The organism is Lentzea atacamensis, assembly GCF_003269295.1.
Lineage (GTDB): Bacteria > Actinomycetota > Actinomycetes > Mycobacteriales > Pseudonocardiaceae > Lentzea > Lentzea atacamensis.
The window spans coordinates 166,468-190,294 of sequence record NZ_QLTT01000008.1; the positions used below are offsets into that span (position 1 = coordinate 166,468).

At 69.6% G+C, this 23,827-nt stretch carries 24 protein-coding genes and 1 pseudogene; 9 read left to right on the forward strand and 16 right to left on the reverse strand.

Features of this window, described 5'->3' with window-relative positions; all coding sequences use genetic code 11:
- Window positions 1–26: 26 nt before the first annotated feature.
- The 5 genes from C8D87_RS31910 to C8D87_RS31930 form a co-directional block, all read right to left on the reverse strand.
- On the reverse strand, window positions 27–452 hold the full coding sequence (locus tag C8D87_RS31910) for a DUF1761 domain-containing protein (RefSeq protein ID WP_170155212.1): 426 nt from the start codon (window positions 450–452) through the stop codon (window positions 27–29).
- Window positions 453–538: 86 nt separating this feature from the next.
- Complete coding sequence (locus C8D87_RS31915; protein ID WP_112229463.1) at window positions 539–1,993, reverse strand: S8 family serine peptidase; 1,455 nt, start codon at window positions 1,991–1,993, stop codon at window positions 539–541.
- A gap of 170 nt (window positions 1,994–2,163) precedes the next feature.
- Window positions 2,164–4,980 carry an aconitate hydratase gene (locus C8D87_RS31920; protein ID WP_112229644.1) on the reverse strand — a complete coding sequence of 939 codons (2,817 nt, stop codon included), beginning with the start codon at window positions 4,978–4,980 and terminating at the stop codon, window positions 2,164–2,166.
- Window positions 4,981–5,213: 233 nt separating this feature from the next.
- Window positions 5,214–5,474, reverse strand: coding sequence for a hypothetical protein (locus tag C8D87_RS31925; RefSeq protein WP_146771930.1), 261 nt, complete (start codon window positions 5,472–5,474; stop codon window positions 5,214–5,216).
- 134 nt (window positions 5,475–5,608) lie between these two features.
- Window positions 5,609–5,962 carry a hypothetical protein gene (locus tag C8D87_RS31930; RefSeq protein WP_112229465.1) on the reverse strand — a complete coding sequence of 118 codons (354 nt, stop codon included), beginning with the start codon at window positions 5,960–5,962 and terminating at the stop codon, window positions 5,609–5,611.
- On the opposite strand from C8D87_RS31930, the gene C8D87_RS31935 reads away from it, so the two are divergent.
- Genes C8D87_RS31935 through C8D87_RS31945 form a run of 3 tightly spaced genes read left to right on the forward strand, consistent with a single transcriptional unit; the run spans window position 5,961 to window position 10,104 of the window.
- Window positions 5,961–6,692: an ATP-binding cassette domain-containing protein gene (locus tag C8D87_RS31935; RefSeq protein ID WP_112229466.1), complete on the forward strand. Its 732-nt coding sequence runs from the start codon at window positions 5,961–5,963 to the stop codon at window positions 6,690–6,692. The genes C8D87_RS31930 and C8D87_RS31935 overlap by 2 nt on opposite strands.
- Entirely contained in the window at window positions 6,689–7,321 is a 633-nt protein-coding gene (locus C8D87_RS31940; RefSeq protein WP_146231778.1) for a hypothetical protein, read from the forward strand. Before C8D87_RS31935 ends, C8D87_RS31940 begins: the two co-directional genes overlap by 4 nt.
- Window positions 7,318–10,104, forward strand: coding sequence for an ATP-binding protein (locus C8D87_RS31945; protein ID WP_112229467.1), 2,787 nt, complete (start codon window positions 7,318–7,320; stop codon window positions 10,102–10,104). Before C8D87_RS31940 ends, C8D87_RS31945 begins: the two co-directional genes overlap by 4 nt.
- Here the strand turns inward: C8D87_RS31945 and C8D87_RS31950 are convergent.
- The 3 genes from C8D87_RS31950 to C8D87_RS31960 all read right to left on the reverse strand — a co-directional run bounded on the left by C8D87_RS31950 (window position 10,024) and on the right by C8D87_RS31960 (window position 13,347).
- On the reverse strand, window positions 10,024–11,325 hold the full coding sequence (locus C8D87_RS31950) for an FAD-dependent monooxygenase (RefSeq protein WP_112229468.1): 1,302 nt from the start codon (window positions 11,323–11,325) through the stop codon (window positions 10,024–10,026). The two genes, C8D87_RS31945 and C8D87_RS31950, sit on opposite strands and share 81 nt — an antisense overlap.
- 82 nt (window positions 11,326–11,407) lie before the next feature.
- Window positions 11,408–12,898: a flagellar basal body protein FliL gene (locus C8D87_RS31955; protein WP_109640313.1), complete on the reverse strand. Its 1,491-nt coding sequence runs from the start codon at window positions 12,896–12,898 to the stop codon at window positions 11,408–11,410.
- Complete coding sequence (locus tag C8D87_RS31960) at window positions 12,895–13,347, reverse strand: hypothetical protein (protein ID WP_146771931.1); 453 nt, start codon at window positions 13,345–13,347, stop codon at window positions 12,895–12,897. Before C8D87_RS31960 ends, C8D87_RS31955 begins: the two co-directional genes overlap by 4 nt.
- Before the next feature lie 17 nt (window positions 13,348–13,364).
- On the opposite strand from C8D87_RS31960, the gene C8D87_RS31965 reads away from it, so the two are divergent.
- The 3 genes from C8D87_RS31965 to C8D87_RS31975 all read left to right on the forward strand — a co-directional run bounded on the left by C8D87_RS31965 (window position 13,365) and on the right by C8D87_RS31975 (window position 17,162).
- Window positions 13,365–14,174, forward strand: coding sequence for an SIR2 family NAD-dependent protein deacylase (locus tag C8D87_RS31965; protein ID WP_112229470.1), 810 nt, complete (start codon window positions 13,365–13,367; stop codon window positions 14,172–14,174).
- A 10-nt stretch (window positions 14,175–14,184) separates the two neighbouring features.
- Window positions 14,185–15,699, forward strand: a complete 1,515-nt coding sequence (locus C8D87_RS31970; protein ID WP_112229471.1) for an AMP-binding protein — start codon at window positions 14,185–14,187, stop codon at window positions 15,697–15,699.
- 191 nt (window positions 15,700–15,890) lie between these two features.
- Window positions 15,891–17,162: an NlpC/P60 family protein gene (locus C8D87_RS31975; RefSeq protein WP_112229645.1), complete on the forward strand. Its 1,272-nt coding sequence runs from the start codon at window positions 15,891–15,893 to the stop codon at window positions 17,160–17,162.
- A gap of 183 nt (window positions 17,163–17,345) precedes the next feature.
- Here the strand turns inward: C8D87_RS31975 and C8D87_RS49275 are convergent.
- Both C8D87_RS49275 and C8D87_RS31985 read right to left on the reverse strand, forming a co-directional pair.
- A pseudogene (locus C8D87_RS49275) lies at window positions 17,346–17,642 on the reverse strand (hypothetical protein); the annotation flags it as partial.
- A gap of 91 nt (window positions 17,643–17,733) precedes the next feature.
- Window positions 17,734–18,216 carry a GNAT family N-acetyltransferase gene (locus C8D87_RS31985; RefSeq protein ID WP_215732549.1) on the reverse strand — a complete coding sequence of 161 codons (483 nt, stop codon included), beginning with the start codon at window positions 18,214–18,216 and terminating at the stop codon, window positions 17,734–17,736.
- 49 nt (window positions 18,217–18,265) lie between these two features.
- Between C8D87_RS31985 and C8D87_RS31990 the strand changes: the two genes are divergently transcribed.
- On the forward strand, window positions 18,266–18,784 hold the full coding sequence (locus tag C8D87_RS31990; protein WP_112229473.1) for a TetR/AcrR family transcriptional regulator: 519 nt from the start codon (window positions 18,266–18,268) through the stop codon (window positions 18,782–18,784).
- Here C8D87_RS31990 and C8D87_RS31995 read toward each other — a convergent pair.
- Window positions 18,765–19,208 (reverse strand): GNAT family N-acetyltransferase, encoded by a 444-nt coding sequence (locus tag C8D87_RS31995; protein WP_112229474.1) that lies wholly within the window; start codon window positions 19,206–19,208, stop codon window positions 18,765–18,767. The genes C8D87_RS31990 and C8D87_RS31995 overlap by 20 nt on opposite strands.
- Before the next feature lie 4 nt (window positions 19,209–19,212).
- Window positions 19,213–19,761 carry a hypothetical protein gene (locus C8D87_RS32000; protein ID WP_215732550.1) on the reverse strand — a complete coding sequence of 183 codons (549 nt, stop codon included), beginning with the start codon at window positions 19,759–19,761 and terminating at the stop codon, window positions 19,213–19,215.
- Between the two features lie 57 nt (window positions 19,762–19,818).
- Here C8D87_RS32000 and C8D87_RS32005 point away from each other — a divergent pair, with 57 nt between their 5' ends.
- Window positions 19,819–20,457 carry a Rossmann-fold NAD(P)-binding domain-containing protein gene (locus C8D87_RS32005; protein ID WP_112229475.1) on the forward strand — a complete coding sequence of 213 codons (639 nt, stop codon included), beginning with the start codon at window positions 19,819–19,821 and terminating at the stop codon, window positions 20,455–20,457.
- Here C8D87_RS32005 and C8D87_RS32010 read toward each other — a convergent pair.
- The 3 genes from C8D87_RS32010 to C8D87_RS32020 are packed head-to-tail and all read right to left on the reverse strand — an operon-like array spanning window position 20,441 to window position 22,482.
- Window positions 20,441–21,001, reverse strand: a complete 561-nt coding sequence (locus tag C8D87_RS32010) for an isochorismatase family protein (RefSeq protein ID WP_109640303.1) — start codon at window positions 20,999–21,001, stop codon at window positions 20,441–20,443. The genes C8D87_RS32005 and C8D87_RS32010 overlap by 17 nt on opposite strands.
- A 33-nt stretch (window positions 21,002–21,034) precedes the next feature.
- Window positions 21,035–21,937, reverse strand: coding sequence for a GlxA family transcriptional regulator (locus C8D87_RS32015; protein ID WP_112229476.1), 903 nt, complete (start codon window positions 21,935–21,937; stop codon window positions 21,035–21,037).
- Complete coding sequence (locus tag C8D87_RS32020; RefSeq protein ID WP_112229477.1) at window positions 21,934–22,482, reverse strand: cysteine hydrolase family protein; 549 nt, start codon at window positions 22,480–22,482, stop codon at window positions 21,934–21,936. The genes C8D87_RS32015 and C8D87_RS32020 overlap by 4 nt, the downstream gene beginning before the upstream one ends.
- Before the next feature lie 90 nt (window positions 22,483–22,572).
- On the opposite strand from C8D87_RS32020, the gene C8D87_RS32025 reads away from it, so the two are divergent.
- Entirely contained in the window at window positions 22,573–23,478 is a 906-nt protein-coding gene (locus C8D87_RS32025) for a hypothetical protein (protein ID WP_233442395.1), read from the forward strand.
- Here the strand turns inward: C8D87_RS32025 and C8D87_RS32030 are convergent.
- Entirely contained in the window at window positions 23,475–23,816 is a 342-nt protein-coding gene (locus C8D87_RS32030; protein ID WP_112229478.1) for a DUF2203 domain-containing protein, read from the reverse strand. The genes C8D87_RS32025 and C8D87_RS32030 overlap by 4 nt on opposite strands.
- Between the last annotated feature and the right edge of the window lie 11 nt (window positions 23,817–23,827).

The window sequence follows — 23,827 nt, forward strand, 5'->3', positions numbered from 1 at the left end:
TGGCATCGCGGGGTGAACGCGCGCCGTTACTGCCAGAGCGCGAGGATGACGGAGGCCAGCAGCAAGCCGGTGAAGTGGTAGCCGGCGCTGATCGCGACGGTGGTCATCGCGGCCGGTTTGGTCGAGTCGAACATCCCGGTGACCGCAAGGACCGCGGCGGACAGGCCGATGCCGACGACGATCGCGAGCACGATGCCCTCGCCGACGGTGTCCGTGCCGGTGGCCGCGGCGATCATCGCCGTCGCGAGGGTGGCGACGAAGCAGGTGGCGAGCGGGACGACGTAGATGCCGGCACCCGCGCCCTCGGGGGCGTTGCCGTCCCAGCCCATGGCTCTCTGCCAGGCCTTGCCGAAGAGGAACTCGGCGTACCAGAGGCCGCCCAGTCCGAAGTAGACGATGGTGGCGACGATGACGGCGAACCAGTTGAGGTCGCCGAGAACGCTGAAGCTCATGATTCCTCCAGCCCGATGAGGTGCGGGGAATCGTAGATCCAATGGTGAGGGGCCGCTCATCGTGATCCGGTGAGCGGCCCCGCCTGTCAGCTCACGGCCTTGAGGGCGTCGATCTCACCCGCGCCGTAGAAGCTGTTGTGCGCCGTTCCGCCCTGGCACGTCTGCGGTTCCCCGCTGTTCTGCGGGAAAGCCGCGTAGATCGACGTGTCCGGGCACGGGAGCGGGTTGGTCGCCTGCTGGAGCTTGGCGGCGGCACCCGCGCTGCCCCGCTGGCTCAGCAGCAGTGCGGCGACACCGGCCACGTGCGGCGCCGCCATCGAGGTGCCCTGCAGGTAGCAGTACTTCGCGCCGTTCTCGATCACCTGCCGCGTGCACGGCCGGTAGCTCGGGTAGGTCGACAGCACACGGCCGTTGGGGGCGGCCGGCGTCAGCTGCAGGATCGCGTCACCGCCGGGCGCGGCGACGTCGGCGGTCGAGATGCCGTAGCTGGAGTAGTACGACTTGAACCGCTTGTTGCCCGTCGCCGTCACGCCGACGACACCGGGAACCTCGACCGGGACGACCGAGCACGCGTTGGTGATCTCCCGCTCCTGCTCGTTGCCGGGCGGGTAGTCGGGGCTGATCACGTCGACGCGCGGGTGCGACAGGTCCGTGCTGTCGTTGCCCTGGGAGGCCACCACCAGCACGCCCTGGGACTGTGCGTACCGGATGGCCCTGCGCTCGGCCTTCCAGATGGCGCGCTGCTCGGCGTCGTTGCGGCAGTTGAACAGCCACGGGTCGGCGAAGTAGCTGTTGTTGGTGACGTTGATGCCCTTCGTGGCGGACCACATGTAGGCGCAGACGACCATCTCCGGGAAGAAGTAGCCGTCGTCGTTGCTCGTCTTCACGCCCGCGAGACGCACGTTCGGCGCGACACCGACGATGCCGGTGCCGTTGGCGGCAGCGGCGATGGTGCCCGCGGTGTGGGTGCCGTGGCCGTTCTGGTCGTTGCCGGGCAGCAGCGGTGCCGGCGCGCCGCTCGAGCAGTCGGCGCTGCGGGCCGCGTCGTAGTTCGGTGCGAGGTCCGGGTGGGTGAAGTCGAGGCCGGTGTCCAGCGTGGCGACGACGACCTGCTTGCTGCCGGGCGTCACCTGGTGCGCCTGCGGCACGTTGATCTGCTGCATGTCCCACTGCAGACCCGACAGCGAGTCGCCCCACGTGGCGGCGGCTGCCACGTCCTCGGCGGCACTGTCCTGCTCCGGTGCGACCCGGACGCCGAGCCCCGTCGTCGCGGCGACGCCCTCGACGTTGCCGTTCTGCTTCAACGCGGAGGCGAAACCACTGTTCGACGACCGGGCGATCACGACGCCGATCTGGCTGTAGTTCGCGACGACGGTGCCGCCGGCGCTCGCGATGGTGTTCGCGGCGTTCGACGACGATGCGCCCTCGTGGTAGAGGACGACGTAGGTGGACTCCGTCGCGGCACCGGCCTGGATCGCCGGGGCGACACACAGAGCCGCCCCGAGACCGGCGGCGGCCAGCAGTGCTCGTGGACGATTCAACAAATGTCTCACCGCTTCCCGTAGTAAGGGTGTTCCTCGGGAAATCGAGCGGATCGGAAATTTGTTACATCACATGCAACGCGCATTCACGAGATTACTGTGGGAATAATTCTGTGAACGTGAAAAGGGCCGTCCACCTGCGGTGAGCGGCCCTTTCTCAATTCAGCTGACTAGCTGCGGACCATCTTGCGCAGCACGTACTGCATGATGCCGCCGTTGCGGTAGTAGTCGGCCTCACCGGGCGTATCGATGCGGACGACCGCGTCGAACTCGACCTTCGAGCCGTCGGCCTTCGTCGCGGTCACGTGCACCGTCGACGGCGTGGTGCCGTTGTTCAGCTCCGTGATGCCGGCGAAGTCGAACGTCTCGGTGCCGTCCAGGCCCAGCGACGCGGCGTTGTCGCCCGCCGGGAACTGCAGCGGCAGGACGCCCATGCCGATGAGGTTCGAGCGGTGGATGCGCTCGTAGGACTCGGCGATGACGGCGCGGACGCCGAGCAGCGAGGTGCCCTTGGCTGCCCAGTCGCGCGACGAGCCGGAGCCGTACTCCTTGCCCGCCAGGACGACCAGCGGGACGCCGGCCTCCGCGTAGGCCACCGACGCGTCGTAGATCGTCGTCTGCGGGGCGTCGGCCTCCAGGAAGTTGCGGGTGAAGCCGCCCTGGACGTCGTCGAGCAGGAGGTTGCGCAGGCGGATGTTCGCGAACGTGCCGCGGATCATCACCTCGTGGTTGCCGCGGCGGGAGCCGTAGGAGTTGAAGTCCTTGCGCTCCACACCGTGCTCGGTCAGGTACTTGCCCGCGGGCGAGTCGGCCTTGATCGAACCGGCGGGGGAGATGTGGTCCGTGGTGACCGAGTCACCCAGCAGCGCGAGGACGCGGGCACCCGAGATGTCGGTGACCGGCTTCGGCTCCATCTCCATGCCCTCGAAGTACGGGGGCTTGCGCACGTAGGTGGACTGGGGGTCCCACTCGAACGTGTTGCCGGTCGGCGTGGGCAGCGACTGCCAGCGCTCGTCGCCGGAGAACACGTTGGTGTAGCCCTTGGTGAAGCCCTCCGCGGAGATCGAGGTCGAGATGACCTCGGCGATCTCGGCGGGCGACGGCCAGATCTCCGACAGGTAGACCGGCTTGCCCTCGGGGTCGGTGCCGAGCGGCTCGGTGGTGATGTCCTTGTCCATCGAACCGGCCAGCGCGTACGCCACGACGAGCGGCGGCGACGCGAGGTAGTTCATCTTGATGTCCGGGTTGATCCGGCCCTCGAAGTTGCGGTTGCCGGACAGCACCGAGACGACCGCGAGGTCGCCTTCCTGCACGCCTGCCGAGATCTCCTCCTGCAGCGGGCCCGAGTTGCCGATGCAGGTGGTGCAGCCGTAGCCGACCAGGTGGAAGCCGAGCTTCTCCAGGTACGGCATGAGGCCCGCGCGCTCGTAGTAGTCCATGACGACCTTCGAGCCCGGCGCCAGAGTCGTCTTGACCCACGGCTTGCGCTCGAGGCCGCGCTCGACGGCCTTCTTCGCGAGCAGGGCGGCGCCCAGCATCACGGACGGGTTCGAGGTGTTGGTGCACGACGTGATCGCGGCGATCGCGACGGCGCCGTGGTCCAGCTCGAACTCGTTGCCGTCGACGGTGACCTTGACCGGGTTGGACACGCGGCCGGTGGCGCCCTCCGCGGCGGACTGGAACACCTTCGGCGCGCCCGAGCCGTTGTCGCCCTCGTGGATGGCGACCGGGTCGCTGGCCGGGAACGTCTCGTCGACCGCCTCGTCCACACCGGACAGCGCCGGGGACTCGGTGTGCGCGACGTAGGCGCCCAGGGCCTGGCGGAACGCCTCCTTGGCGTTGGTCAGCTCGATGCGGTCCTGCGGGCGCTTCGGGCCGGCGATGGACGGGACGACCGTCGCCAGGTCCAGCTCCAGCGTCTCGGAGAACACCGGCTCGCGGGACGGGTCGTGCCAGAGGCCCTGCTCCTTGGCGTAGGCCTCGACGAGCGCGATCTGCTCCTCGGAACGGCCGGTCAGGCGCAGGTAGTCGATGGTCTCGCCGTCGATCGGGAAGATGCCGACCGTGGAGCCGAACTCCGGCGACATGTTGCCGATCGTGGCGCGGTTCGCCAGCGGCACGGCGCTGACGCCCTCGCCGTAGAACTCGACGAACTTGCCGACGACACCCTGCTTGCGCAGCATCTCGGTGATCGTGAGCACGAGGTCGGTCGCGGTGGCGCCGGGAGGCAGCTCACCGGAGAGCTTGAAGCCCACGACGCGCGGGATCAGCATGGAGACCGGCTGGCCGAGCATCGCGGCCTCGGCCTCGATGCCACCGACGCCCCAGCCCAGCACGCCGATGCCGTTGACCATCGTGGTGTGCGAGTCGGTGCCCACCAGGGTGTCCGGGTACGCCTGGCCGTTGCGGACCATGACGACGCGAGCGAGGTGCTCGATGTTGACCTGGTGCACGATGCCGGTGCCGGGCGGGACGACCTTGAACTCGTCGAACGCCGTCTGGCCCCAGCGCAGGAACTGGTAGCGCTCCCTGTTGCGCTCGTACTCCAGGTCGACGTTCAGCTCGAACGCGTCCGGGCGGCCGAAGATGTCGGCGATGACCGAGTGGTCGATCACGAGCTCGGCGGGCGCGAGCGGGTTCACCTTCTCGGCGTCGCCGCCGAGCTGGGTCACGGCCTCGCGCATGGTGGCGAGGTCGACGACGCACGGCACACCGGTGAAGTCCTGCATGACGACACGGGCGGGCGTGAACTGGATCTCGGTGTTCGGCTCGGCGGCCGGGTCCCAGTTGGCGAGCGCGCGCACGTGGTCGGCGGTGATGTTCGCGCCGTCCTCGGTCCGCAGCAGGTTCTCCAGCAGGATCTTCAGGCTGAACGGAAGACGCTCCGCGCCCTCCACGGCGCTCAGCCGGAACACCTCGTACGAGGCGTCACCGACGTTGAGCGTTCCGCGGGCGCCGAAGCTGTCCTTGCTCGCTGGTGCAGTCACGTGCAACTCCATCTGGACAGCGCTGGTCAGTTCTTGGGGAACAGGACGAGTCTTCTACACGCTTGGTGCTCGTGCAGAACCGCCCTCGCGGGGTAAACAGTACGCGCGTCCTGTATTCGACTTCAAGGAAGGCTGACCTAAGTCACTGGGCCTCTCCCCGGTCACGGCCGCGCGGCCGGCGCTGTCACCTCACCTGCTGGGCGCGGTTCCCGGTGGTGTTGTGGTGGCGATCCTCATCGCACCCAGCTGTTCGGCGGTGAGTTGGCGAGTGCGCCCGCGGTGGACCGGCTGGTGCGCGGCTGGACACCGGGAACGGCGTTGTGGGTGCGGCCGATCTTCTCGACGCGCAGGCCGCTCAGCAGGGCGTCGATGGTGGCGTCGCTCTGCTTCTCCACTCGGAGCGCGGCCTGTTTCGCCTCGCCGGCGTCGCGGCCGAGACCTCGCGTCGAGTCGGACGCCTCGACACCGGGGATTCCGTCCACCTCCACAAACACGGTGACATCCTCACGGGGCTGCGCGTGTGCGGGGCTCAGTCCGCCGCACACGCGCATGATCTGTCCTAATCGGACTACCGGAGGCCTGGTGGTGCCGCAAACCCAACGCACTTTCGGGTGCGGACGGTGAGGTCTCACCCGGCCAACATGAGCACGATTCCGAACGTGACCAGCATCAGGACCTTCGCGCCTTCGAGCGCGATGTAGGCGAGGTGCGCGCGGGACTTCGGAGGCGTCACTCCGTCGATGATCAGCGCGGCCCTGGCCTCGGTTGCCGCGAGCGGACGCGGGGCGAGCGCGAACGTGGTGGCGGTGGCGGTCGCGAGCACGATCTCGGACGCGTTGAGGGCGCGGAACACGAGCCGGCCGATGCCGAGGCCGAGCGGCAGCGTGATGCCGGGGGCGCGGAACTTCAGCGGCGCCTCGACGGCGATCGCGACGACCATGCCGAGCCAGACGCACGCCAAAGCGAGCGGAAGAGGTGTCATGGATGGTTATCTTGACGGGGTGCTCCTCGATCAGGTCTCCAAGCGGTACGGGCGTGGGCCCTGGGTGCTGCGCGACCTCACTTTGGAAGTCTCCGGCCTGGTGGTGCTGACCGGCGCGAACGGCACCGGCAAGTCGACGCTGCTCAAGATCGCCGCCGGGGTGCTGAGGCCGACTTCGGGGCGGGTGGTCCGGCCTGCCTCCGTCGGCTACGTGCCGGAGCGGTTTCCATCGGACGTGAAGATGTCTGCTTCGTCCTACTTGGCGCACATGGGGCGGATCCGGTGTGCGGCGGCCGGCGACGTGTTGGAACGACTGGGGTTCGTGGGGTCGCTGACGGCGCCGATGGCCGAGCTGTCGAAGGGGAACGCGCAGAAGGTCGCGCTGGCGCAGGCGTTTCTGGCTGCCGACCTCCTGGTGCTCGACGAGCCGTGGACCGGGCTCGATCCCGCGGCGTCGGCGGAGCTGGTGTCGTTGCTGGAGGGACGGACGGCGTTGGTGTCCGACCACGAAGGGCACCTCGCGTCGGCCACGCGGGTGGACCTCGCCGGTGGGCACGTGACGATCGAGCTCAGCCGGGTGGTCGGGCTGGAGGCCTTGGAGGCGTTGGAAGGCGTGTGGTCGGTGTTGTCGCGGGGGTCGTCGGCGCGGGTGGTGGTGGCGCCGGACCGGAGCGACCACGTGCTGGCCGAGGCGTTGCGGCTCGGGTGTTCGGTGCGGAGCGTGCGGTGATCTCCCTGGTGCGGTACCTCGCGGCCGACGTCTTCCGCGGGCAGCGTTTCCTGGCGCCGCTGCTGGTGTTCCTCGGCGTGATGGGGATGTTGTTCTCCAGCGACGCCGGGCAGCCGCTGGAGGCCTACGCGGGTTCGTCCGCGTTGCTGTACCCGGTCGCGGCGTGGATGGCCGTGGTCGTGGCGACCTCCGAGGACGTGGTGCGGCGCGGGATCACCGTGGTGTCCGCCGGCGGGTGGTCCCGGGTGCTGACCGCCGCGGCGTTGGTCGCGGTGGCGATCGCGCTGGCGATGGCGTTGCTGGCGGCGGTGTGGCCGGTGGTGACGAACCCGCACCCGTACACGTTCGGCGAGTTCCTGATCGGGCTGGCCGCGCACACGGCCTGTGCGTTGCTCGGCGTCGGGGTGGGGCTGATGTTCGCGCGGCCGGTGTTCGACGCGATCGGACGAACGGTGCTGGCGGTGTTCGCCGTGGTGGTGCTGACGTATCCGCTGGGGCGGGTGACTCCGCTCGGGTGGGTGCTGGACGCGTTGGGGCACAACAGTTTCTCGCTCTCGGTGCTGTGGGCCGCCGTCGTCGGGGCCGCGTTGGTGTCCGGTGCTGTCGTCGTGGGAGTGCGGCGGGCTTGACGCGGGTCAACGTTCTCGGGCCGCTGCAGGTCCTCGTCGACGGCGTTCCGGTGGAGGTGCGCGGGAAGCGGCTGCGGTGGTTGCTGCTGCGGCTCGCGATGGAGCCCGGCCGGATCGTGGCCGCCGAGCGGCTGATCGCGGACCTGTGGGCGGACGAGGCGCCTGCCGACGGTCCGGCGGCGTTGCAGTCGTTGGTGTCGCGGTTGCGGCGGACCGTCGGCGCTTCGGTGGTGTCTTCGCACGCGCTCGGGTACCGGCTGGAGGCGTCGACCGACGTCGAGGAGTTCGCGCGGACCCGGTCCGCGGCGTTGTGGCGCGGGGCGGCGTTCGAGGGAGCGCCGTTCGCGGTGGACGAGGGCGTGCGGCTGGCGTTGTTGCGGAACGACCTGGCCGGGCTGGAGGCGCTGGCCGCCGCGCATCCTTTGCGGGAGGACGTGCAGGCGCGGCTGATGCTGGCCTTGCACGCGGCCGGACGAAGGTCGGACGCGCTGGAGGTTTTCGCGCGGGTCCGTGCATCGCTGGCCGACGAGCTCGGGGTGGATCCCGGGGAGGCGCTGGCAGCCGCTCATCTGACCGTGTTGCGGGAGCGGTCGGGGCGGGGGAACCTGCCTGCTGCCGTCGGGTCGTTCTTCGGGCGGGACGAGGACGTGGCGCGGTTGTCGTCGTTGTTGCGGGACAACCGGTTGGTGACCCTGACCGGGTTCGGCGGGGTGGGAAAGACCCGGCTGGCGCTGACCTGCGCGGCTTCGGTTCCCGAGGCGTGGTTCGTCGAGCTGGACTCCGCGGCTGAGCCGTTGGCGGCTCTGGACGCGGCGTTGGGACCGAACCCGTTGGCGACGCCGGTGTTCTCGCGGCTCGGATCGTCGTTGGTGGTGCTGGACAACTGCGAGCACGTGGTCTCGTCGGCGGCCGCGCTCTGTGTCGAGCTGCTGGCCTCGGCGCCGGAGGTCCGGGTGCTGGCCACCTCGCGGGAGCCGTTGGGGATTCCCGGGGAGGTCGTGCATCCGGTCTCGCCGTTGGACCTGGACCACGCGGTGCGGTTGTTCACGGCGCGGGTCGGCGTTGCGCTCGATCTTGACGTGCGGCGGGTCTGTGCCGCGCTGGACGGGATTCCGCTGGCTCTGGAGCTGGCCGCGGCTCGGGCCCGGTCGTTGTCGGCCGCGCAGCTCGAGGCTCGGGTGGACAGCCGGTTGCGGTTGCTGGACCGGGGTTCGCGGACGGGTCCCGCCCGGCATCGGACGCTGCGTGCGGTGATCGACTGGAGCTGGGAGCTGCTCGACTCCGCTGAACGGTTGTTGCTGGCGCGGCTGGGTGTTTTCGTCGGCGGGGCCACGGCCGCGGCGGTGCACGCGGTGTGCGGGGCAGGCTTGCGCAGGGGTACCCCCGGGCTGGGAACCCCTGCATCTCAACGTACTCAGGAGCCCCGACAAGATCAGGATCTCTGGGACACCGAGGACCTGCTGGCCGCGTTGGTCGAGAAGTCGCTGGTCGTCAGGTCGGGCGAGCGCTACCGGCTGCTGGAGACCGTGCGCGAGTACGCGTTGGAGCAGGGCCAGGCCGATCCCGCCAAGCACGCTGAGTACTACGTGGCGCTGGCCGAGCAGCACGAGCCGTTGCTGCGAGGGCCTCGCCAGCTCGAAGCGCTCAAGGTCTTCGACGCCGAACGCGCCAACCTCGACGCCGCCCAGTCGTGGGCCGTCCAGCACGACGCGGAGATCGCCCGCCGGATGATGGCCGCGCGGACCTGGCACCTGCTGGTGATGACCAAGCGGTTCGAGGAGATCCGCCGCTGGGCGCCGCTCACGCCGGACGATCCGCTGTCGGAGGTGCTGACGTCACTGGGCACGCCCGAGGCTCTCGCGGCGGCCGAGCGGCTGTGGCAGGCGGACGTGCCCACCGCCCTGTGCGCGCTGATGCTCACCAGCGGCCAGGTGTGGGGTGAGGCCGAGCTCGGGAACAGGCTCGCCGCGCTGGCCGACCGGCTGGAGGGCTCGCGGGACGAGTGGATGCGGGCGTTCTCGGCGCTGATCCGGGGCGTCGTGGCGGGCGAGTTCAGCGACGGTTCAGCGCCGCGGGCCGAGGCCGCGTACCGCGAGGCGCTCGACGGGTTCCGGCGGGTGGGCGACCGGTGGGCCATCGTGTTCGGGCTGTCGTGCCTGGTCATGGTGCTGGTCAACCGCGGCGCGTTCGCCGAGGGCTTCGAGGCCGTGTCCGAGGCGCGCAAGGTCGCCGAGGAGCTGGGCGAGCCGGACTCCGTGCTGGTGCCGATGTCGGTGCTGGTGCAGACGGCGCGCTTGAAGATCCGGATCGGTGACCTGCAAGGGGCTCGCGAGGATCTCGGCCTGGTGCGGGCGCCGGAGCTGGGCCTCGACCGGGGGCGTGTGCTGCAGGTCAACGGCGAGATGGCGTACTGGAACGGTGACTTCGCCGAAGCCGTCAGGCTCTACCAGCAGGCGCTCGACGCCACGGAGGACTCGCAGGCGACCCAGTTCCGCGCGACCGTCCACGCCGGACTCGGGCTGGCGCTGACCCGCCTCGGCCGGCTCGGCGCGGCGGGAGAGCACCACGCGGCGGCGCTCGACACCGTCAGCAAGAGCGCGGACGGACCGGCCCGCGCGATGGTGCTGGAGTGGTACGCGGACTGGCTGGTCGCCCAGGGCGACCCCCGTGGCGCGGGGGAGGCCCTGGACGAGGCGGAACGGCTACGCGGCGGTCCGAGCAGCGACCCGGCGGTGGTGCAGTTGCGTGACCGGGTTCGCGCCGAAGTAGGCGTCGATCGCTGACCTGCCGATCGCCGCGACGTAGCCGTCCGGGCGCACCAGCACCGGGCCGTCGGGGAAGTCCAGCGTCACGAAGTCGGGGCCGCGCAACAGGTCGAAGATCCGGCCCTGCTCGGTCTTGCCGTCGGGCATGCGGTCGCCGGGCTGCAGGCCCGGGCCGTCGGAGGTCCGGTACGACAACGAGAGCTGCAGGGTCTCGTCGTCGCGCTTGGCGAACGGGTCGCCGGACGTCATGATCTTCGTCGTCAGGCCCAGCAGCCACTCGGCGACGGGCTTGCGCTCGGACTCGTAGGTGTCGAGCAGCGTTTCCATCGCGACCTTCCAGCCCAGGTTGTAGGCGTCCTGGATGCCGGTGTTCATGCCCTGCGCTCCGGCGGGGGAGTGCACGTGCGCCGCGTCGCCCGCGAGGAAGACACGGCCGGTGCGAAAGCGGTCGACCATGCGGATGTTGGTGCGGTACAACGACATCCACGTCGCGTCGTGCAGCACGACGTCGTCGAGGCCGGTGCGCTCGCGGATGATCCGCTGGTACAGCTCGAACGACGGCTCGCCGTCGCCGGCCGCCTGGAACTGGAAGAGGTCCGTGCCGGGCAACGGGCACAGGGCGAGCCACCGGCCGGGGCTGCCGCCCCAGCTGTGCCAGTGCTCGCGGTCCAGCCCGGAAACCCGGACGTCGCCCACGAGCATCCGCAGGTCTTCCCGCGTCTCGCCGACGAACTGCACGCCGAGACGCTTGCGCACGAACGACTTCCCGCCGTCGCAACCCACGAGGTACTTGGCGCGCACGGTCTCGGAGCCGATCACCGCGGTGACGCCGTCGTCGTCCTGGCTGAACGACGTCAGCGCCGTGCCGTACTCGACCGGCTGTGGCAACGCCTCCCGCAGGATCTGCTCGACGCGGAACTGCGGGATGAGCATCGTGCTCGCGTACGGGCGGTCGGTGGTGGGGTGGCGGCCCTCGTGCACATCCCACTCGCGCAACACTTCGCGACCGTTGTAGGCCCGCATCGTCATGTGGAACCGGCCGGACGCCAGAACGGGCTCGATGACGCCCAGGTCGTGGAAGACCTCCATCGACCGCGGCTGCAGGCCCTTGCCCCGTGAGCCGGCGAACGGCGCGGACGAGGCGTCGACGATGCGGAACGGGACGCCGCGGCGGGAGAGGTCGAGGGCGAGGGTGAGGCCGGTCGGCCCGGCGCCGATGATCAGAACCTGAGTGTCCATGGCGCCAACACTCGGCGCGTGAACTGCCACGGCCCTGTCACCGCGCTGTTGCGGGTGACAGGGCCGTGGTTCACCTGTGGTCCTACTTCTTGAGCAGTTCGATCAGCGCGTCGACGTCCTTGGGCTCGAAGCCGCGGAACACCGTCAGCGCCAGCTCGTAGTAGGAGCGGATCGGGCTCACGTACCACTTGCCGTCGACCTCGGTCGCGACGACGCCGACACCGGTCTTCATGACCGACGCGGCCACGCGGCCGATGACCTCGACGGCCGGGGCCGGGATCTTGCCGCGGCCCTGCTGCTGCAGGAGCTGGGTGATGTCGTCGGCGCACATCTTCTGCGAGCCCTGGCCCGGCACCTCGGCCGCGTAGCAGTCACCCTCGCGGGAGACCGTGACGGTCTCGCCCTCGACGGTCACCGACAGCTTCTTGACCGTGACCTGCTTGCCGCCGGTCACGTCCTTGACGTCGGTCTCCAGCTCGTTCAGCTTGACGCCGGTCGGGCCCATCTTGCCCGCCTGCTCCAGCAGCACCGGGCCGAGGTCCTGCAGCACACCGGCCTCGTCCGGCGGCAGCAGCGAGATGACCTGCTTCAGGTCGCCGTCCATCGCGGCGGTGACGAGCTGCTTGGCCGCCTCCTGCGCCGAACCCGCGCCCTGCGGCGCGAAGCCCTGCTGCGGCCACTTGAGCTTCTCCTCCTCGAGCCCCACGTTGGCGATCGTGTAGAAGGCGCTCGGGTACCACTCGTCGCCGACCTTGATGGTCGCGATGCCGATCGGCGTGCCACGCTTCTGGACCTCGGCGGTGATGTCCCAGGTCTTCGTCTCGGACTTGGTCAGGCTGACCTTGTCGCCGATCGCGTCCATCAGCTTGTCGGTCAGCGGGACCTTCGAGATGTCCGACGTGACCGTGATCTTGCCCTCGACCAGCTTGTTGATGGTGAGGCGGTCGTTGATCTTCTCGGCCTTGGCCTCGTCGAACTTGATGTTCTCGCTCTTGAACTCGATGCCCGACATCTTGTTCGGGTCGGCGTCGGGCTTCAGGATCTCGAGACGCTTCATCTCCTTCGTCATCGAGTCCATGTAGTCCTTCGACAGCGCGGCCTCTGCCGGCGCCAGCGACGCCATGATGCCGACGACGTCACCGCTGCCGAGCTGCTCGATGAGGTTCTTCGCCGCGACGGCCGGGGTGTCCTTGCCCGCGTTCGCCGCCGGGTCGGACTTCTTCAGCGCGAAGAACGTGACAGCGCCGCCCACGAGGAGCAGCACGGCGACGACGGCCGTGATGACCAGGCCGGTGCGCTTCTTCTTCGGCGGCTCGCCACCCGTCGGGGCGTAGCCGTACGGCTGCTGCTCGAAGCCCTGCTGCGGAAAGCCCTGCGGCCCCGTCTGCGGATAACCCTGCTGCGGGTAGCCCTGCTGCGGGAAACCCTGCGGCCCCGTCTGCGGCGGACCCTGCGGGTACCCGCCCTGCTGGGGCTGAGGTCCCGTCTGCGGGTAGCCGCCCTGCTGGGGCTGCTGCCCGTACGGGTTGTTCTGCGGCTGCCACTGGCCGCCGCCACCACCTGGGTAGCTCACGGATTTCCTCCCGGAGTTCTCACTGCGCTGCGCCTGTTGGAGGTGAGCACCGTGATCGCCCCCACGATCGTCAGTACGGCACCGGCAAGGGTGACGACCGGTCCGGCGATGCTGATTCCGACCAATGCACCCTTGCTATCCCCTTGGACCGCGGCTAGCAGGGCCACGGTTCCACCGATCGTGCCAAAGAGAAGCGCCGCGCACGCGGCAATTCGACGAAATCGGACCACGTACAGCGCCACCGCGATCATCGCGAGCGGCGTGAGACCGACCCAGACCGACGTGACGACACCGCCCGCCACCCCGTCCAACCCGGCGAGATCACGCAGCGAAAGCACCTCGTAACTGTCCCTCGTGGTCGATCCGGACTTCAGCCAGGGAAGGAAGGTTCCGGTGATGGAAGTGATCAAGCCCACTGCCGCGATCGCGGCTCCCACTGCGCTGCGCACCGGACTAGTGTGAACCGATGGTCTCGGACGCGTGCACAGCGGCACGGGCGCTGGTCGCGTCCGCGCACCGGATCACCGTGCTGACCGGCGCCGGAGTCTCCACCGATTCGGGCATCCCGGACTTCCGCAGTGCGGACGGGCTGTGGACGCGTGACGCCGACGCCGGACGGGCCGCGTCGCTCGACACCTACCTCGCCGATCCCGAGGTGCGCAGGCTCGCGTGGCGCACGCGGCTCGACAGTCCCGTGTGGACGGCGAAACCCAATCCCGCGCACAAGGCACTGGTGGAGCTGGAACGGTCCGGGCGGCTGCGCACCGTCGTCACGCAGAACATCGACGGCCTGCACCAGAAAGCCGGCTCCGATCCGCATCGCGTGCTGGAGCTGCACGGCACGTTGCACGCGACCGTGTGCCTCGCATGTGGTGCCACGGGCCCGATGCGCGACGCGTTGAAGCGCGTCGCCGACGGAGAGCCGGAGCCCGCTTGCCTGCGCTGCGGCGGAATCCTCAAGTCGGCCACGATCTCGTTCGGACAGGAGCTCGACGGCGAGGTGCTGCGCCGCGCCCGGCTCGCCGCGCTGGACTGCGACGTGCTGCTGGTCGCGGGAACGTCGCTGTCGGTGCAGCCCGCGGCGGGGCTCGTGCCGCTGGCGGCGAAGGCGGGCGCGCAGGTCATCATCTGCAACGCCGAACCGACCCCGTACGACCCGCTGGCGGCCGTTGTCCTGCACGAACCCGTCGGTGAGGTGCTGCCCGACCTCAGCTCGGTTCCTCCATCCGGGGGAGCCCGATTCTCGTCCTGGGGAGATCCGAGCACCTGGTCGTAGGGTCGGGTTCATGCGCGTACCGCTGATCACCACGGACTTCCTGGACCGGGCGTCGTTCGCGTTCGCCGCGACGACCGCGACCATCGACGAACCCGACCAGCCGGCCAAGCCGGTCGAGACGACGACGTATGCGGAGATGGCGACCCGTGTGCGGGCGTGGCAGGCCGGGCTGGACGCCCTGGGCATCGGCGAGGGCGAGCGGATCGCCGTCGTCAGCCACAACTCGGCGCGGTTGCTGGAGCTGCTGCACGCGGTGCCCGGCAGCGGGCGGATCTGCGTGCCGGTGAACTTCCGCCTGCGACCCGACGAGGTGAAGTACATCGTCGAGCACAGCGGCGCCTCGGCGTTGTTCGTCGATCCGGAGCTGTCGCTCGACGACGTGACGGCACGGCACCGGTTCACGTTCGGCGAGGAGTCGGAGTCGCTGCTCCGGTTCGATGCGGAGCCACGGCCGTGGAGCGATCCGTCGGAGGACGCGACCGCGACCATCAACTACACGTCCGGCACCACCGCGCGGCCCAAGGGCGTGCAGCTCACGCACCGCAACATCTGGCTGAACGCGGTCACGTTCGCCATGCACACCCGTGCGTGGGAGGGCGACGTGTACATGCACGTCCTGCCGATGTTCCACTGCAACGGCTGGGGCATGCCGTTCGGGCTCGCCGGCCTGGGCGTGCCGCAGGTCGTGCTGCGCAAGGTCGACGGCGCCGAGATCCTGCGCCGCGTGCGCGACCACGGCGTCACGCTGATGTGCGGTGCACCGGCCGTGTGGAACGCCGTGCTGGACGCCGCTCAGTCGTGGGACGGCGAGATCCCCGGCCGTGACACCGTGCGGATCGTGTGTGCCGGTGCGCCGCCGCCCTCGCGCACGATCCAGCGGGTGACCGAGGAGCTCGGGTGGGAGTTCCTGCAGATCTACGGCCTGACCGAGACGGCGCCGCTGCTCACGTTCAACCGGGCCCAGCCGGGACCGTCCGGCGAGGAGAAGGCGAAGAAGCAGTCGCGGGCGGGCGCCCCGGCGCTGGGCGCTCAGCTGCGGATCTCCGACACCGGTGAGGTGCTCGCGCGGTCGAACGTGGTCATGGAGGGCTACTGGGACAACCCCTCGGCGACCGCGGAGGCCATCGAGGACGGCTGGTTCCACACCGGCGACGGCGGGCACTTCGACGACGAGGGCTACCTGACGATCTCGGACCGCAAGAAGGACGTGATCATCACCGGCGGTGAGAACGTCTCGTCGATCGAGGTCGAGGACTGCCTCTTCTCGCACCCGGCCGTCGCCGAGGTCGCGGTCATCGGCGTGCCCGACGAGAAGTGGGGTGAAACGATCAAGGCGTTGGTCGTGCGCTCCGGGGAAGTCACCGAGGCCGACCTGATCAAGCACTGCAAGGAACGGCTCGCCGGGTACAAGGCGCCGACGTCGGTGGAGTTCCGCGACACGATCCCGCGCACGGCGACCGGCAAGATCCAGAAGTTCAAGCTCCGCGAACCGTACTGGGCCGGGCGCGACCGCGGCGTCAACTAGAGCCACGGCACTACTCCACTCCGGCGACACGCCGGACTCCGATCGTCCCAAAAGGACTACCACGCGTGTTCCACTGTGACACGAGTGGTTGACGGTGCGTTAGTTCCAGATGCGCCGAATGAGTCTGATTGGTCTAATGCGGTTGGAGGTGATGTCCGGTGTTGACAAGACTCTCCGCCGTGGTGGTACTGATGTCAGCCGTCCTCACGGGGACGGCCGCCGCCGTGCCGCCGCCTCCGCCGAACCCCGGTGACGCGGAGATCTCGGCGTCGCGAGCCGAAGCCGACGCGAAGGCCGCCCGCGTGGGCGAGCTGACCGGCCGGCTGACCCAGGCCGAGTCACGCCTGCAGGAGCTGATGGACGACGTCTCCTACAAGCGCGAGCTGGCCAACAAGGCCCGCGTCGACCTCGAGACAGCCATCTCGGAGGCCGAAGCCGCCCGTCGTGAGGCAACAGCCGCGCGTGTGCAGGCCGATGCCGCTTCTCGGGCCGTGGAGGAAAGTCGGCGCGCGCTGGACGAGTTCGCGGCGGCTTCCTATGCGCAGGGCAGCACCGTCGGTTCCTTCTCCGCGTACTTCGGGGCCAAGTCACCGGAGGATCTGCTGGCTCGTGCCCAGCTGCTGGAGGCGGTGTCGTCGTCCAGCCTGAACCAGCTGGAGCAGGTGACCCGCGACCAGGGCGTCGCCGCGAACCTCGACGCCGCCGCCCGTGCCGCGCTGCAGAAGTCCGAGGCGAAGCAGGCGGCCGCCGACGAGGCGAAGAAGGTCGCGGAGCAGGCGCAGCAGGTGGCGGTGGACGCGCACACGGCTCAGGCCGTCGCCACGGCGCAGCTTCAGTCCGATAAGGACGCTGTGGAACGTGAGCTCGTCGCCGCGCGCGGTGAGGTCAACAGCCTTGAGGCGCAACGCCGTCAGTACGACCAGTGGGTCGAGGCGAAGAAGCGCGAAGAAGAAGAGAACGCTCGCCGTGCCGCCGCTGCCGCAGCCGTCCAGGCCGCCGCTCAGGCTCCACGGCGTCCGGTCGCCGCTCCGGCCGCGCCGTCCGGCAGTCGCGTGCAGACGGTGATCAGCCGCGCGTTGTCGCAGCGCGGCGTCATCTACGCGTGGGGCGGTGGCAACTATTACGGCCCCACTTATGGCGTGCGCGACGGCGGCGTGGCCGACTCGTTCGGCGACTACCGCAAGATCGGCTTCGACTGCTCGGGGCTGATGATGTACGCGTTCGCCGGTGTCGGCGTGTATCTGCCGCACTACAGCGGCTATCAGTACAACTCGGGACGCAAGGTTCCGCTGTCGCAGATGGCGCCGGGAGACATGATCTTCTGGGGTCCCGGTGGTGGCACGCACGTGGCGCTGTACCTGGGCGGCGGAATGATGGTCGAAGCGCCGCATTCCGGTGCCGTGGTGCGGATTTCGCCCGTGCGGTACGGCGGGATCATGCCGTTCGTGACGCGCATGCTGTAGTGGGACCCGGTGACCCGCCGCAGGGGCGGGCCACCGGGAGACTTGCTCAGGCCGCGGCGAGCCGCAGCGGGCGGTCTTCGAGTACGCCCGCGTGAGCCGGTTGTGGAACGGGTGGATCGTCGTCACGCCGTCCGGCCTGCGCATGGTGATCTCCTCGAGGCACCAGTGCGGGCTGTCGTTGTTGGCGAAGTAGATGTCGACCGACGTGACAGTGCCGAGGTCGGACAGCGTCTTGTCGTAGACGTCCGTGCGGCCGCGCTTCCGGTCGTCGCCGGGGTTGTCGAGGAGGGTCCAGCCCGACGAGGTGGTGGTGCCGTTCAGGCGCGCCTCGACGCGGGAGTCGGTGCCCGCGTCCTCGACGTTGCAGGTCCGGACCTCGATGTGGTGGTTGCCGGCCGCGGTCTGGGTGCTGCCCATTCCCGTCGTGGCTGCGGGTGCCGCGGCCGCGACCCCGACGATGGCGCGAGCTGAGTTCCTCATGCTCTGTTCCCCTCCGTGTTGTTCGGTGTTGCGAGGGGAAAGGTGTCAGCGGTCTGTTCGACGACTATGTGGTGCTGATGAAATCCACTGGTCAGGGCTGAAGTTCCCGTTCCCAGCGCTGTCCGACGACGTCGTGACCGAAGCTGTGCTGAGGCGTCTTCTCGACCAGTTCGAACCCGTGCGCCTCATAGATCTTCCTGGCCGACGTGAGCCCGTCGACCGTCCACAAGACCATGCGCTCGTACCCGGCGTCGCGCGCGAACCTGACGCACGTGTCGACGAGCTGGTTGCCCGCGCCGAGGCCGCGTGCCTTCGGGTGCACGAGCAGCACTCGCAGCTTGGCCGTCGTGTCGTCCTCGCGCACGCAGAACACGCAGCCGACGCGTTCACCGTCGAGCTCGGCGATCCAGGCGGCCTCCCCGGCGTCGTCGTGGTCCGCCGCGTAGTCGCCGACGATCTTGGCGACCAGCGCCTCGAACGAGGTGTCCCAGTCGTGCTCGGCGGCGTAGAGCTCGCCGTGCGCCTGGACCACCCAGCCCAGGTCGCCGGGCCGGCCGAGCGGGCGGATCAGCATGACGTACCTCCACTGACACGAGTGTTTCAGTAATGCGAAGATAGCGCTCATGCCGTCCGCGCGGGAGACCGAACTGCTCGAAGCCGCCTACCGGTACGTGCTCACGCACGGGCTGGCGGACGTGTCGCTGCGGCCGCTGGCGGCGGCCATCGGGTCGAGCACACGGGTGCTGCTGTACCTGTTCGGCAGCAAGGAAGGCCTGATCAGGGCGTTGCTGGCGCGGGCGCGTGCGGATGAGCTGGCGTTGCTCGCCGACATCGGCACCGGGCCCGGGGTCGTGGCGCGGTTGTGGGAGTGGCTGTCCGCGCCGGCGCATCGGCCGTTGCTGACGTTGTGGCTGGAGGCTTACGCCCGCTCTCTCGTGGAGCCGGACGGGCCGTGGGCCGGCTTTGCGCGCGCGACCGTTGAGGACTGGCTGGAGGTGCTTTCTTCAGCGCAGCCCGAAGATGTGCGGGACACCCCTGCCGGGCTTGCTCAGCGGACGCGGGAGCTCGCGTTGCTGCGGGGCGCGCTGCTGGACCTGCTGGCGACCGGGGACGAGGAACGGGTCAGCGCGGCACTGGCGTGAAGCCGAGGGTGGCCAGGAGGCGCTCCGAGGGCGTGTTGCCGTCGGTGCAGCCGGCGAGGACAGGGGCGTCGAGGGCGCGCAGGGACGCGGCGACGACGGCGGTGCCGAGGCCGCGGCCCTTCCACTCGGGATGCGTGATGACGTAGGCGAGCCAGAAGTCGTTGCCGTTCTTGGAGATGAGCGACGCGGCCACGATCCTGTCCTCCTCCGCCACGAAGCTCGCGTGCGGCACCGCGTCGGGCCGCCAGTCCGCGATCTCGACGGCGCCGTCGCTGTTGCCGCCGAGGTGTTCGTCGATGGTGCCGGCATAGGCGCGTTCCATGAGGTCGGCCAGGGCGGCGTCGTCTTCGTCGTCGACGAGGCGGGGGTTCTGTCCGAGGACGGGCACTGGGCCCGGTGCGCGGCGGTACACGGTCCGGTTCATCTGCTCAGTGTGGCGGGCGGTGTCCACCGGTTTGCCAGGATGTGCGGCGAGGCTGGAAGCGTTGGCGCACAAAGGGCTCGTCCGTGCCCGGCTCCGTCTCCTCCGCGCGCCACGAGAAGCTCTCGGCGGTGAGGTCCGAGAAGATCCAGCGCAGCCGGACGCCGTTCTTGTCGCCTTCGAGAGCGAAGCCGTCCTCGGTCCGCCTGCCGATGAACGGGATCACCCAGCCGCGGCCGGGCCCGAGCCAGGTCGACCGGAACGCGCCGAGCTCCGGGTCGTAGAACCGCAGGCTCAGGCCCCATTCGCCGTCCGTGCCGCCGGACCGGCTCGCCCTGGCCGGGCTGATCCACACGTCGGCGAGCGCCCGCCCGTCCAGAGCCCAGCCGAAGTGCCATTCGGCGTCGGTGGTCTGGACGGTCCCGTCCTCGCCGAAGTTCTGCACGACCAGGGACCAGCTGCCGATCAACGGCTCGAACACGTTCAGGTGCCCGGCGAGTTCGGGGCGAGGCGCGGCGGCCGTGAAAACGCTCGCCAGCTGCGCGGAGACGTCCATGCCGCCAGGATGCCTCACCGCCGGGGGTGCGGGTGCCCGAACAGCTAGATTGGCGGCGTGAAGATCGTGGTGTTCGGCGCGTCCGGCATGGTGGGTCGAGGTGCGCTGCGCGAGTGCCTGCTCGACCCCGACGTCGACTCGGTGGTCACCGTGGGGCGTGCCCCGATGGACGTGACGGACGCCAGGCACCGGCACGTCGTGCACGCCGATTTCCGTGACCTGTCACCGGTTGCCGATGAACTGGCCGGCGCCAACGCGTGCTTCTACTGCATGGGCGTGACATCAGCGGGTCTGACCGAGGCCGAGTACCTGCCCGTGACGCACGACTACGCGCTTGAGGCCGCACGTGTCGTCGGTGGCACGTATGTGTACGTGTCGGGCGAGGGTGCGAACGCCGAGAGCAAGACGATGTGGGCGCGGGTGAAGGGCCGGACCGAGAACGAGCTGCTGGCGCTGGACCGGCCGGTGTTCGTCGTGCGGCCCGGATTCATCCAGCCGCGGCACGGGATCACCTCGCGCACCCGGATCTACCGCTACCTCTATTCGTGGTCGTCGTGGCTGTTCCCGTTGCTGCGGCGGGTGGCGCCCGCGTACGTCACGAGCACCGAGAACCTCGGCCGTGCCATGGTGGCGCTGGCCAAGGGTGCTCAGGCTCCGAAGTTGCTGCGCAGCGACGAGATCAACCGGCTGGCTTGAAGGCGTCCTCGGTCTTGACGACACCCGCCGCGCGGCCGGGCGCGGTGTGGTTCTCCCAGTAGAGGTTGGTGTGCGCGATGACCTTGTCCGGAGTGGGGGCGCCCCACTCGGACAGGTCCTCCGTGGTGTGCGCGTCGCTCACGAGCAGAGCGTCGTAGCCGCGGACGATCGCGCCGTGCAGGGTCGAGCGGATGCACTCGTCGGTCTGCGCGCCGGAGACCACGAGACTGCCGATTCCCTTGCCCGCCAGCACTTCCTCGAGGTCGGTGTCCTCGAAGGAGTCGGCGTACGTCTTGTGCACCACCGGTTCGCCCTCGGCGACCTCGAGCTCGGCCACGAACTGCCAGCCGTCGGAGTTCTTCGGCATGTGCTCGGCGTTGCTGTGCTGCACCCACACGACGTCGACACCGGCCGCACGGGCCTTGTCGACGAGCGTGGCGACGTTGGCCACGACCTCGTCGCGGTTGTGCGCGTGGTTCACCACGCCGTTCTGCACGTCGATCACGAGCAACGCGGTGTTGGGGCGGTTCGCCAGAGTCGTCACGCGGGTCACACTATGCCTCGGGTCTGACAATTTTCAGCGGGAACGCAGGCGGCGCAACATGCGGGCGTCCTCGAAGCCGACGTTGCGCGCGGCGGTCTCGACCGTGGCACCCTGCCCGATGAGGTGCTCGGCCCGTTCGACGCGCAACGCCTGCTGGTACCGCAACGGCGTCATGCCCGTCGCCTTGCCGAACAACCGCGTGACGGTCCGTTCGCTGCATCCGGCGACAGTGGCCAGTTCGGTGAGCGAAAGCCGGTCGGTGAGGCGTGACTCGATGACGTCCTGAATGCGGTGCACGGTTTCGTTGACGTGCGAACGGTGCCGCAGCAGCACACTGGCCTGCTGGTCGTCACCGTTCCTGCGCGCGTAGACGACCATGGTGCGTGCGATGGCGGCGGCAACCGCTGGCCCGTGCCGGGTGGCGACCAGGTTCAGCGCGAGGTCGATGCCGCTCGCGATGCCCGCCGACGTGACGATCCGATCGTCCTCCACGAACAGCACGTCCCTGACGACCCGTGCGTGCGGATAGCGCCGTTCGAGCTCGTCCTGCAGTTCGTGGTGCGTGGTGCAACGCCGGCCGTCGAGCAGACCGGCGCGGCCCAGCACATCCGCACCGGCGCACACACTCGCGACCGTGCCTCCGTCCGCGTGGTGCGCGCGCAACCACGCCAACGCCCGGCCGCTCAACGGTCCGGTCCCGGCGATCTTCGGCGAGCGCCATCCCGGCACGAACACGAGGTCGTGCACGTCGAGCGAGGGCAGCTCGGTCGCCGCGCCCAGCGGCACACCCTGATGGCTGGGCACGGACTCCGAGTCGCCCACGTACTCCAGCGCGTACCCGCCCACGAGGTCGGCCGCGCTGGAGAACACCTGCGCCGGCCCCGCGAGGTCGAGCAGGTGCACTCCCGGTACGAGCAGGAAAACGACTCTGGTCACGATCCGGTCAGCGTAGCGACATCCGAGATCCGCGCGAACCGACCGGCCAGCACGTACTCGGTCCGCTCGATGATCTCCTCGACCCCGAGCACCTTCCCGGTCCGCCAGTGCTCCATCGGCATGGTCGCGGTCGCGTCGGTCACGAACGTCATGTCGAACCCGAGGTCCGACCCCACGCGCGTGGTCGTCTCGCAGCACTGCTCGGTCCGGATGCCGCTGATCAGCAGCTCCCGCACGCCTCGCATGGTGAGCGTCTGCTGCAGGTTCGTCGTGGTGAACGCGTTGTGCGCGGTCTTGGTCAGGACCGGCTCGTCGTCCAGCGGCTTGAGCCCGTCGATGAGGCGCACGTGGCCCAGCGCGGGGTCGAACACGCCGCCGGTGCCGGGCTCGGAGTGCAACACCCACACCACCAGATCACCGGCGTCCCTGGTCATGTCGACCAGCTGGTTCACCTTGCCCACGACGTCCGGGTCGGACACCTCCGCCCAGTTGGCGCGCCGGCGGAACGACTCCTGCACGTCGATGACGATCAATGCTCGCTTCATGGCACCAAGCCTCGCCGTCGCCCGGCTGCCGAGACAGGCACGACCCGGCCGAGGAGCGGACGGATCCGGTCACCATGCGAAGATCACGACGTGGACTTACGCGCGCTGGCGGGTGATCCCGCGGACCCGGACCTGGGCGCTCAGGTGACGGTGTCGGTGGGGGAGGGCCTCTCCGGGGACGCCGTGCCGTTCGTGCGCGTCACGAAGGGCGAGGTACGCAGGATCCTCGTGGGACAGGCGCGCACGGACGGCGCCCGAATCGACGTGCTGGTCAGGGCGGCCTGGCGGGAGAACGGCGGCTGGCACCGCGAGCCGTGGCCCGGTGACGGCGTGGCCGAGCTGCTGCGGCACCCCGCCCACCTGATCCCCGACGGCGACGACAGGCCCGGCGTCATCTCGAAAGCCATCGCCGAGGGGTCGCGGAACACGGTCGCGGAGCTGCGGGGGCTGCGGTACGAGATGGAACGGCAGGTCGCCGACTTGCTGGCGCAGCGCAGGAACACCGCGCTGCGGATGGTGATGGCCCAGCTCGTCGAGCTCTCGATCGCGGTCAGCCGCGCCCGTGACCAGGCCCGTGACACGCTCCGCGAGGTCAGGAACCCCGGCGTGAGAAGGCACTGCGAGGCCATGGACGTCGAGCTCGGCGACGAGGTCACGCGGCTGCAGTCGTTGCTGAGCAGCGTGTCGACGTTCGCCGTCGCGCAGGAAGGCGAGTCGCAGCAACGGTTCAACATGCTCGCCGCCGCGGCCGCCGCCGGACTCGGTCTGCCCGCGCTGATCCTGTCGCTGTACGGCGCGGACGACTACCTGCCGTTCACGTGGGACAAGGCGTGGCGGGCGCTGGTGCCGATCGCGATCGCCCTGTCGGTCGCGGGCGGGGTCATCCTGCACCGGATGCCCGGCCGCACCACCGCCAAGCAGTACCTGGCGGCGCTGGGACTCATTTCGGGACTGATCAGCATGCTGCTGGTCGCGGGTTTCCTCGCACCGCGCTAGAGAGGGCGGCGGCCCGCGAACCCCACGTCGGCGCGGTGGTACCAGTCCAGCGTCCGGTCACCCTCCAGCCAGCACAACAGGACCGGCACGCCGTCCAGCTCGGACGGGAAGTCGACCAGCAGCGGGGCGAAGCCCTTCAGCTCGGCCCCGGTCTGCTGGACGGACTCCAGCAGCTCGTCGAGCCGTGCCTGCGCGGCCTTGAACTCCGGCAGCCCGCCCAACGACGACGAGCCGACGGCCAGTTCGGCGGCGTCGGCGCGCAAACGCACGATTTCGTCCAGCACCGGCAGCAACCGGGCGAGCTCGGCTCGGGCCTCGTCGAGGGTGAACAGTCCCACGACGTCAAGGC